The 9,727-nt window shown below is 68.6% G+C and carries 10 protein-coding genes; 5 read left to right on the forward strand and 5 right to left on the reverse strand.

The annotated features are described in order from the left end of the window. Window positions 1–56: 56 nt before the first annotated feature. Complete coding sequence (locus G6048_RS43900) at window positions 57–2,489, reverse strand: HAD-IC family P-type ATPase (protein ID WP_165345209.1); 2,433 nt, start codon at window positions 2,487–2,489, stop codon at window positions 57–59. Between the two features lie 171 nt (window positions 2,490–2,660). Here G6048_RS43900 and G6048_RS43905 point away from each other — a divergent pair, with 171 nt between their 5' ends. After that, on the forward strand, window positions 2,661–3,032 hold the full coding sequence (locus G6048_RS43905) for a DUF2530 domain-containing protein (RefSeq protein WP_165345210.1): 372 nt from the start codon (window positions 2,661–2,663) through the stop codon (window positions 3,030–3,032). Here the strand turns inward: G6048_RS43905 and G6048_RS43910 are convergent. Beyond that, window positions 3,017–3,205, reverse strand: coding sequence for a ribbon-helix-helix protein, CopG family (locus G6048_RS43910; protein ID WP_165345217.1), 189 nt, complete (start codon window positions 3,203–3,205; stop codon window positions 3,017–3,019). The two genes, G6048_RS43905 and G6048_RS43910, sit on opposite strands and share 16 nt — an antisense overlap. Before the next feature lie 149 nt (window positions 3,206–3,354). Between G6048_RS43910 and G6048_RS43915 the strand changes: the two genes are divergently transcribed. Beyond that, window positions 3,355–3,792, forward strand: coding sequence for a MarR family winged helix-turn-helix transcriptional regulator (locus G6048_RS43915; protein WP_165345211.1), 438 nt, complete (start codon window positions 3,355–3,357; stop codon window positions 3,790–3,792). 122 nt (window positions 3,793–3,914) lie between these two features. Continuing rightward, entirely contained in the window at window positions 3,915–5,291 is a 1,377-nt protein-coding gene (locus G6048_RS43920; protein WP_165345212.1) for an MFS transporter, read from the forward strand. Between the two features lie 13 nt (window positions 5,292–5,304). Here G6048_RS43920 and G6048_RS43925 read toward each other — a convergent pair whose 3' ends face one another. Beyond that, window positions 5,305–5,892: a Uma2 family endonuclease gene (locus tag G6048_RS43925; RefSeq protein WP_165345213.1), complete on the reverse strand. Its 588-nt coding sequence runs from the start codon at window positions 5,890–5,892 to the stop codon at window positions 5,305–5,307. 115 nt (window positions 5,893–6,007) lie between these two features. Between G6048_RS43925 and thpR the strand changes: the two genes are divergently transcribed. After that, on the forward strand, window positions 6,008–6,577 hold the full coding sequence (gene thpR, locus G6048_RS43930) for an RNA 2',3'-cyclic phosphodiesterase (protein WP_165345214.1): 570 nt from the start codon (window positions 6,008–6,010) through the stop codon (window positions 6,575–6,577). A gap of 193 nt (window positions 6,578–6,770) precedes the next feature. Here thpR and G6048_RS43935 read toward each other — a convergent pair whose 3' ends face one another. Further along, a complete protein-coding gene (locus G6048_RS43935; RefSeq protein WP_165345215.1) occupies window positions 6,771–7,340 on the reverse strand; it encodes a hypothetical protein in 570 nt (189 codons plus the stop codon). Between the two features lie 281 nt (window positions 7,341–7,621). On the opposite strand from G6048_RS43935, the gene G6048_RS43940 reads away from it, so the two are divergent. Continuing rightward, window positions 7,622–8,617, forward strand: coding sequence for an aldo/keto reductase (locus G6048_RS43940; RefSeq protein ID WP_165345216.1), 996 nt, complete (start codon window positions 7,622–7,624; stop codon window positions 8,615–8,617). A 148-nt stretch (window positions 8,618–8,765) separates the two neighbouring features. Here the strand turns inward: G6048_RS43940 and G6048_RS43945 are convergent, their stop codons facing one another. Further along, window positions 8,766–9,440, reverse strand: coding sequence for an SGNH/GDSL hydrolase family protein (locus G6048_RS43945; protein ID WP_165345218.1), 675 nt, complete (start codon window positions 9,438–9,440; stop codon window positions 8,766–8,768). Window positions 9,441–9,727: the final 287 nt, after the last annotated feature.

Raw genomic sequence — 9,727 nt, forward strand, 5'->3', positions numbered from 1 at the left:
GCCTGGGGGCGCAGCCCCCAGTTTCGGGAAGGGGCGGGACTGGGGAAAGAAACCCCCTACGCGGGGAACCGCCGGTCCACCCACCTCCACGAGAACTCCAGCGTCCCCGCCGCAACCACCGCAACCCCCACGGCAGTCCACGGCATAGTCGCCCCGACCAACTTCAAAGCGAAGAACTCCTGCAGCCACGGCACAACAAGCACCAGCACAAACCCAAACCCCATAGCCGCAACCAGCCCCACCCGCCACCACGTATACGGCCGGGCAATGATCGCCAGCACCCACATGGAGATCAGAAACAGCGTCAACGTCGCCGCACTGGTCTCCGCGGCCAAGGACCCCGGCCCGCTGTAGTACTCCCGCGCCACCAGATACGTAGCAAAGGTGGCGACGGCGGCAACCGCACCACCGGGAATCGCATACCGCATAACCCGCCGCACAAAGTGCGGCCGAGCCCGCTCCTTGTTGGGCGCCAGCGCGAGAAAGAACGCCGGCACCCCGATCGTCAGAGTCGACAGCAAGGTCAGATGCCGCGGCAGGAACGGATACTCGACCTGGGAGATCACCACCATGATCGCCAGCAGTACGGAGTACACGGTCTTGACCAGGAACAACGTCGCGACCCGGGTGATGTTCCCGATCACCCGCCGTCCCTCCGCGACCACCGACGGCAGCGTCGCGAAGCTGTTGTTGAGCAGCACGATCTGCGCCACGGCCCGGGTGGCCTCCGACCCGGACCCCATGGAGACGCCGATGTCGGCGTCCTTGAGGGCGAGGACGTCGTTCACACCGTCGCCGGTCATCGCGACGGTGTGCCCGCGCGACTGGAGCGCGCCCACCATGTCCCGCTTCTGCTGCGGGGTGACCCGCCCGAAGACGGTGCCTGAGTCCAGCGCCTCGGCCATCTCGTCCTGCTCGGCGGGCAGCCGGCGCGCGTCCACGACGTTCCCCGTGAGCCCCAGCTTTCCGGCGACCGCGCCCACGGACACGGCGTTGTCGCCGGAGATGACCTTGGCCTGCACGTTCTGCTCGTCGAAGTAGCGCAACGTGTCCGCGGCGTCGGGGCGCAGCCGCTGCTCCAGGACGACGAGGGCGGTGGGCTCGGCGCCCTCGGCGACCGAGGGATCGTCCAGCTCGCGCGCGGCCCGGGCCAGCAGCAGCACCCGCAGCCCCTCCTCGTTGAGCCGCTCGGTCTCGGTGAGCGCCGGGTCCCCGTCGGGCAGCAGGACGTCGGGTGCCCCGAGCAGCCACGTACTCGAGTCGCCGTCGCTCTCGCTGAAGGACGCCCCGCTGTATTTGCGCGCGGAGGAGAAGGGCAGCGACTGAAGACAGCGCCAGCCCGAGCCGTTCGGGTAGGTGTCGATGATCGCCTGCAGCGACGCGTTCGGCCGCGGGTCCGAGTCCCCGAGCGCGCCCAGGACGGTGCGTACGTACGCCTCGTCGTGGCCGTCCAGCGCACGCAGCTCGCGCACGTCCATGCCGCCCTCGGTCAGCGTGCCCGTCTTGTCGAGGCAGACGGTGTCGACGCGGGCGAGGCCCTCGATGGCGGGGAGTTCCTGTACGAGGCACTGTTTGCGGCCGAGCCGGATGACGCCGATCGCGAAGGCCACCGACGTCAGCAGCACCAGACCCTCGGGGACCATCGGGACGATGCCGCCGACGGTCCGCGCGACCGAGTCCTTGAAGTCGTTGTCCTTGACGACGAGCTGGCTGATGATGAGGCCGATCGCGGTCGGGACCATCATCCACGTCACGTACTTGAGGATCGTGGAGATACCGGAACGCAGCTCGGAGTGGACCAGCGTGAACCGGCTGGCCTCCTCGGCGAGCTGCGCCGCGTACGCCTCGCGCCCCACCTTCGTGGCGGTGAACGCACCGCCGCCCGCCACCACGAAGCTGCCCGACATGACCTGGTCGCCCGGCTGCTTGACGACCGGGTCCGCCTCACCGGTGAGCAGCGACTCGTCGATCTCCAGGCTGTCGGTCTCGACGCACTCCCCGTCCACCACGATCTTGTCGCCGGGCCCGATCTCGATCAGGTCCCCGAGCACGATCTCGGAGGTGCCGATCTCGGCGGCGGCCCCGTCCCTGCGTACGGTCGGCCGCGCCTCGCCGATCACCGCGAGCGAGTCCAGGGTCTTCTTCGCGCGCCACTCCTGGATGATGCCGATGCCCGTGTTCGCCAGGATCACGAAGCCGAACAGGCTGTCCTGGATCGGCGCGACGGACAGCATGATCACCCAGAGGACGCCGATGATCGCGTTGAAGCGGGTGAAGACGTTCGCGCGGATGATGTCGACCGTGGAGCGGCTGCTGCGCACCGGTACGTCGTTGACCTCGCCCCGGGCCACCCGCTCGGCGACTTCGGCGGTGGTCAGGCCTCTCGCCCGCGTGAGGGGAGCCGCCACAGGGTGCACCGGATCGAGCTCGGCGCCCTCCCCCACTCTCGACTTCGCTCGAGCGGGGGGACCCCCATCGATATGCGTCATGGAGAAGACGGTACGGGGGGATTTGAGGCCTCACACTCCGCGAGGGGCAAAGATCCGACCATGGGGGGACGGGAACGGACGGAAATGATGCCGTAGTTGTACGGGTCTACGAGGTCTACGGGGCGTCCAGGGCACGGGGACCGCCCCCGTACACCCCCGTAAGCTGTTCCCATGGCGAAGTGGACACCCAGGCACGAGGCACCGGAACCCCTTGAAGGGCCCGTTGTCGCCACCGTCACGGGTGGCACGATCCTCTGGTTCGTCCTCTTCCTGGCGCAGCTCCCGTTCTACGGCTGGTTCGACGACCACGGGTATCTGTGGTGGCTGTGGACCTGCCTGGCCGGCGGGGGGCTCGGGTTCATCGGCATCTGGTACGTACGCAGGTGGGAGGCGGCGCTCAAGCGCGCCGCGACTGAGGCCGAGGCTGAGGCCCAGACGCAAGCCGACGCCGACGCCGATGCGGTGACCGAGACCGATATCGGTGCTGATGCGGGCACCGACTCCTCCGCCGCCACGGCGAAGGACCGTCACGTCACCCCGTAGAACCTCTCCGTCTCCTCGACCGCGGTCTGGAACCGCTCGTCGAAGTCATCCCGGACGAGCATCTGGACGACATAGTCCTGAACGCTCATTCCCCGTTTCGCCGCACGGTCCCGGAGCCGTTCGAGAAGCTCCTTGTCCATCCGCAGACTGAGCACATTGGTCCCCATGGGTATGAGGGTTGCCGCCGTCGGCCGTACCGCGCGTCATTTTTGGGCCCGAGCTCACTCATATGGGTGACGGCAGGGTTCGGTGGCCAGGGTCACGGGCAAAGGTCGACCGTCCAGGTGGTATTTAGCGAGGGTAATGAGTTACCCTAAACAACATGCCTGACCTGACCCATGGCGACGACGCTGCCGCCGTGAACTCTCTGCGATCCGCCGTGATGCGCCTGTCACGCCGACTCAAGCACCAGCGGGTCGACGAGTCGCTGAGCCCGACCGAGATGTCGGTGCTCGGCACCCTCGCCCGCTGCGGTTCCGCCACACCGGGCGAGCTCGCTCGCAAGGAACATGTGCAGCCGCCCTCGATGACCCGCATCGTCGCCCTGCTCGAAGCTAAGGGCCTGGTCAGGCTGGAGCCGCATCCCGACGACCGGCGCCAGAAGGTCGTCACGCAGACCGAGCGGGCCGAGGCGATGCTCGAGGAGAGCCGCCGTAAGCGGAACGTATGGCTGGCCGGACTGGTCGACGGCCTCGACGAGGACGAGTGGGCCAAGCTCCGCGAGGCCGCGCCCGTCCTGGAGAAGCTGGCGCACCTGTAGCCGTACGCGCCCTCGTACACAGCCGTACGCAGTCCATGTAGTCGTGATCCCGCCCGTCTCCCACCACCACCCTCAACCGAGGCCCTGCGGGCCGCACCCCTAGTCATAGGAGGCGAACCCTGTTGAGTACGGGACCCGGAGCACCCTCCGCCCCCGGACCGAACACCCCCGATTTCCCCACCGCCACCACCGCGACGGCCCAGTCGGCCAAGTCGTCGACGTTCAGCTCACTGCGCATCCGGAACTACCGGCTCTTCGCCAGCGGAGCCATCGTCTCCAACACCGGTACCTGGATGTCCCGCATCACCCAGGACTGGCTGGTGCTGAGCCTGACCGGCTCCTCGGCCGCGGTCGGCATCACGACCGCGCTGCAGTTCCTGCCGATGCTGCTCTTCGGCCTGTATGGCGGAGTCATCGCCGACCGCTACCCCAAGCGCCGCATGCTGTTCTTCACCCAGGGCGCGCTGGGCCTGTGCGGTCTCGCGCTCGCCGTACTCACGCTCAGCGGCCAGGTGCAGGTCTGGCACGTGTATCTGATCGCGTTCCTGCTCGGCATGGTCACGGTCGTCGACAACCCGACCCGGCAGACCTTCGTCTCCGAGATGGTCGGTCCCGACCAGGTACGCAACGCCGTCAGCCTCAACTCGGCGAACTTCCACTCCGCCCGCCTCATCGGCCCCGCCGTCGCGGGCGTCCTGATCTCGACGGTCGGCAGCGGCTGGGCCTTCCTGATCAACGGCCTTGCCTTCCTCGCCCCCATCACCGGCCTGCTCCTCATGCGGACGAGCGAGCTGCACGTGGTGGAGCGCGTGCCGCGAGGCAAGGGCCAGCTGCGCGAGGGCCTGCACTACGTCGCCTCCCGGCCCGAACTGATCTGGCCGATCGTGCTCATAGGCTTCATCGGCACCTTCGGCTTCAACTTCCCCATCTGGCTCACCGCGTTCGCCGACGAGGTCTACCACGCGGGCGCCGGCACGTACGGCTTCCTCAACACCCTCATGGCGGTCGGCTCGGTCGCCGGAGCCCTGCTCACCGCCCGCCGCGGCTCGGTGCGGCTGCGGCTCCTGGTGGGCGCGGCCGTGCTGTTCGGCGCCCTGGAGATCGCGGCGGCGTTCTCCCCTTCGTACTGGCTCTTCGCCCTGCTCATGATCCCCACCGGCATGGCGGCCCTGACCGTGAACACCACCGCCAACGCCAGCGTCCAGATGGCCACCGACCCCGCCATGCGCGGCCGCGTCATGAGCCTGTTCATGATGGTCTTCGTCGGCGGTACGCCACTGGGGGCACCCATCGTCGGCTGGATCACCGACACCTTCGGCGCCCGCATCGGCTTCGCGTTCGGCGGCCTGATCTCACTGCTGGCGGCGGTGACGGTGGGCGTGATCCTCGCCCGCGTCGGCGGCCTGCGGCTGTCGGTGGGCTGGCACCACGGTCATCCGCGGGTGCGGTTCGTGCCTCGGGAGGAGGCGCGGGAGCGGGAGTTGGCGACGGTGGTGTAGGGCGCGTCCGTACTCAGTCGCGGGGAAACTCGTCGGTCTTGAGGACGAGGCCGACCACGGTCCCGGTCAGGTCGATCTCGTAGCCGAAGTCGAGGCTTTGGTGCCCCCGGTACTCGCCGTCCTTCGGCAGCGTGTGCAGGTGCCACTTGCCGGTGTACGGGTCCACGATCAAGTACGCCGGCACCTCGGCTGCGGCGTACGCGGCCAACTTCGGCTCGTAGTCGTTGGTGGCGGTGTCCTTGGAGATGACTTCGGCGATGAACTCGACGTCCTGATACCGCAAGCGGCCCCTGTCGTCCGGCTCGAAGCCCTCCGCGAGGGCGGCCACGTCTGCCGCGAACCCGTTGAGATGCCCGGGGAAGTCGATGCGGACATCGGACATCAGGCGCTGCCTCGCATACCGGGCACGCAGCTGGTCGAGGATGTTGAAGATGATCTGCCAGTGCGTGCGGCGCTGCGGCGACATGAAGATGTTCCCCCCGACGATCTCAACCTTGTATCCCTCGGGGACGGGCATCTTCTCCAGCCACTCGAACATCGCGTCGAGCGTGAGTTCGCCGCTGTCTTCAGCCATCGCGATCCTGTCTTCAAGGACGGTCATCGTGGCGCTCCTCCCCGGCTGCGACTCGTTCGAGTCCAGCCGCGCGGTACAACGATACGCACGGTGACCGGGTCACGCTCCGGCGCGAAGGCGCACAGCCGGGGAGACTGGATCCATGAGACTCTTCGCCGCCGTGCTGCCGCCGGAGGATGTGATCGCCGAACTCGCCCCGGTTGTCGACGAGTTGGGGAAGCTGCCGGGTGCCGATGGCCTGCGCTGGACGGGGCGGCCCGGCTGGCACTTCACGCTCGCGTTCTACGGAGAGGTCGACGACGCGCTCGTACCGGAGCTGTCGGCGCGGCTGGAGCGGGCGGCGCGGCGGACGGATCCGTTCGGGCTGGAGTTGCGGGCCGGGGGCCACTTCGGGCGCCGGGCGCTGTGGATCGGAGCGACCGGCGACGTCCGTACGATGCGGCTGCTGGCCGAGCGTTCGGAGGCGGCGGCCCGCAAGGCGGGCGTCCCGATGGAGGAGCACCGCCGTTACCGTCCGCATCTCACCGTCGCCCGGAGCCGGGGCCCGGCGGACTTCGCGCCGTACACCGCCCTGCTGGACGACTTCGCCGGGCGCCCGTGGACCGTGTCCGAGCTGTGCCTGGTCCGCAGCAATCTCCCCAGGTCGGGCGTACCGGGCGAACGCCCTCGCTACGAGACGCTCGCCCGCTGGGCCCTCGGCTCAGGCACCTGAGGACGTCCGGTTACGCTCGACCACGTGGACCCGAAGACACGTAACCGGATCATGGCCGGCGTACTGGTGCTGATGTTCGTGGTGGTGGCGCTGGCGGCGGCGCTCGGCAGCGGCCAGTAGCCGACTCGGCAGGCAGCAGCCGGCGGTCCCGCGCGGTCGCCGCCGAAGCGGCAACCGCGCGGGCGAGCAGGACCTAGCGAGCCGGCGAAGCGGCGAAGTTGTGCCGGTGGTAGCCGTCACCGTCGTCGTTCCAGTCCAGGTACAGCGTGCTGTCCGCGTACCCCTTGGCGGAGCCCATGCGGTAGCTGATCGTGCCGGTGCCGTAGCTGTTGTTGTAGTTGCCGTTGCTGTCGCTGTCCTCCAGCTTGGCCTGGATGCCGTGGCCGTTCTTGGCCTTCTTCACCGGGTCCGAACCGGACTGCTGCTTCTTGATCACGAGGCGGAGGTAGGCCCCGTCGAAGATGTTCGCGTCGACGCCGCCGGCCGGACCGTCCCAGCTGACCGAGGCCTTGGCGTAGACCGTCGAGCCGGAGCGGGCGGCACAGGTCTTGACCTTGACGTCCCACTGGTCGGCCCACGGGCCGTCGTAGTTGGCCTGGTCGATGCTCTTGCTGCTGGTCTTGCACTTCCAGGACAGCGCCGAGGCCGCCGGGGCCGCCGTCACGGCGGCGCCGGTGAGGGCGGTGGTCAGGGCCAGGGCGGTGAGTGCCGAGCCCCGGCGGGCGGCGCGGCGGCTGTGGGGGGATGCGATGCGCTTGAGCACGTAATTCCTCAGTCTGTTGAATCGGAGTGCTCCGGCGCGCTGTGACCGGCGTTGACGGGGGTGGATCAGGCGCTTTCAGGAGCGGCGATCATGGTACGGGGTCGGCTGATCTTCGGCTGCAACGGGACTGCACAGGTCTGCCGAGCGACGATCACGCGTGCACAACCACCCTGGTCCGCTGAGGAGTTGATGCACAGTCGGCGGCCGCCGGGGCGCAGTGATGCACAGTGCGGCGGGACGCCCTTGCTTTGAGCGGACTCCAAGGCGTTGGCTGTTGCCTCATGAAGTACACGCAGCTCGGACGTACCGGACTCAAGGTCAGCCGACTCGTCCTCGGCACCATGAACTTCGGCCCGCAGACCGACGAACCCGACAGCCACGCCATCATGGACGCCGCGCTCGACGCGGGTCTGAACTTCTTCGACACGGCGAATGTCTACGGGTGGGGCGAGAACAAGGGCCGTACGGAAACGATCATCGGGAACTGGTTCGCGAAGGGCGGTGACCGCCGCGACAAGGTGGTCCTGGCCACCAAGGTCTACGGCAACATGGCCGCGGACGGCGCCAGCCCCTGGCCCAACCACGACAAGCTCTCCGCGCTCAACATCCGGCGCGCGGTGGAGGCGTCGCTCAAGCGGCTGCAGACCGACTACATCGACGTCTACCAGTTCCATCACATCGACCGCCGCACTCCCTTCGAGGAGATCTGGCAGGCGATCGACACCCTCGTCCAGCAGGGGAAGATCCTGTACGTCGGGTCCTCCAACTTCCCCGGCTACAAGATCGCCCAGGCCAACGAGATCGCCGCGCGCCGCCACGGCACGATCGGCCTCGTCAGCGAGCAGTGCCTGTACAACCTCGCCGAGCGCCGGGCCGAGATGGAGGTCATCCCTGCCGCGCAGGAGTACGGCCTGGGGGTCATCCCCTGGTCCCCGCTGCACGGCGGTCTGCTCGGCGGCGTCATCAAGAAGGAGGCCGAGGGGGGCCGTCGGGCGAGTGGCCGGGCCGCCGACGCCCTCGCCAACACCGCCATGCGCGCGCAGATCCAGGCGTACGAGGATCTGCTCGACAAGCACGGCGTCGAGCCCGGTGAGGCGGGCCTGGCCTGGCTGCTCACCCGGCCGGGAGTGACGGGCCCGATCGTCGGGCCGCGTACCGCCGAACAGCTCGACTCCGCGCTGCGCGCCGTCGAGCTGGAGCTGAGCGAGGAGCTGCTGGCCGGACTGGACGAGATCTTCCCGGGGCCTGGGCCGTCGCCGGAGGCGTTTGCTTGGTGACGGGGTAGGTCGGGTGACGGGGTGGCCGCCGCGACATCGGCCGATGGCCGGGGCGTGGTGGCCATCGCGCGCAGCCGCGCAGCACAGCGATGTGCGCGGTGACAGGGGCACGCAGGGGGCCGTGCCCCAGCGTCGAAGGCTGAGGCCCTCACTCCGCGTACGGTTCCCCCAAGTCCCAGGCCTGGTACATCGCTTCGGCGAAAGCGGCCGCGATCTTGTGCTCGCCCGACGCGTTCGGATGCGTGCCGTCGTCCGTGTCCCGGCTGAGGTCGTACGACTCCGGGGCCGACGCCAGCAGCAGCGGGGACGACGGTTCGTCCAGGTCCGCGACCGCCTTCGCCAGCAGCTCGTTGAAGCGGGCTACCTCGGTGGCGAAGGCGGCGTCCGTGTCCGCCCTCACGTTCGGGACCACCGGGAGGAAGACCATCGCCACGCGGGGGTTGGCCGAGCGGGCCTCGGTGATGAAGGAGCGGGCGTTCGTCGCCGTGCCGTCCGCGTCCGTGTAGAAGCCCAGGTCGATCAGGCCCAGCGAGACCAGCAAGACATCCGCCCGCTCGGTGCGCACCGCCTCGGCGATCAGCGGGGTCATGTGGAGCCAGCCCTCGCCCCAGCCCGCCAGGTGGGAGCGGGGGAAGTCCGGATCGGCGTACTCGTACGAGTCGGCGGAGTCCGTCGCCTTGTCGAAGAGCGTCTCGCGGGGGCCGACGATGCGGAACGGGCCGCCGTACGTCGCGCGCAGGTGCTGCCACATCCGGTAGCGCCACGTGTGTTCGCCCGCGCTGCCGATGGTCTGGGAGTCGCCTACGGTCATGAACCTGAGCATCCGCTCATCATCCCCGACCATGGCGCGAGATCCCTGCCAGATCTCTGATCAAGGCAAGATCAGGGGTTCTGCACTGTTGCCGAAGTACTGATTAGTAGTGACTTCTGGTGAGTGTGAGTGAGCGCTGGCTGGACCTCAGTCGGGTCGTAGGGGCCGGTCTTTTCCGAAGAGGCGCGCTTTGCGCCCGCATCGAGGGGAACTGGGGTTCCTGGGTCGAATGGGTGACCTTTGCGGGTGGTGCTCGTTGACTGCCGTGACGGGATCTTCGGCTGGGCAGGGGGCAAAGG

This window comes from Streptomyces ureilyticus (assembly GCF_011045025.1).
GTDB classification, from domain to species: domain Bacteria; phylum Actinomycetota; class Actinomycetes; order Streptomycetales; family Streptomycetaceae; genus Streptomyces; species Streptomyces ureilyticus.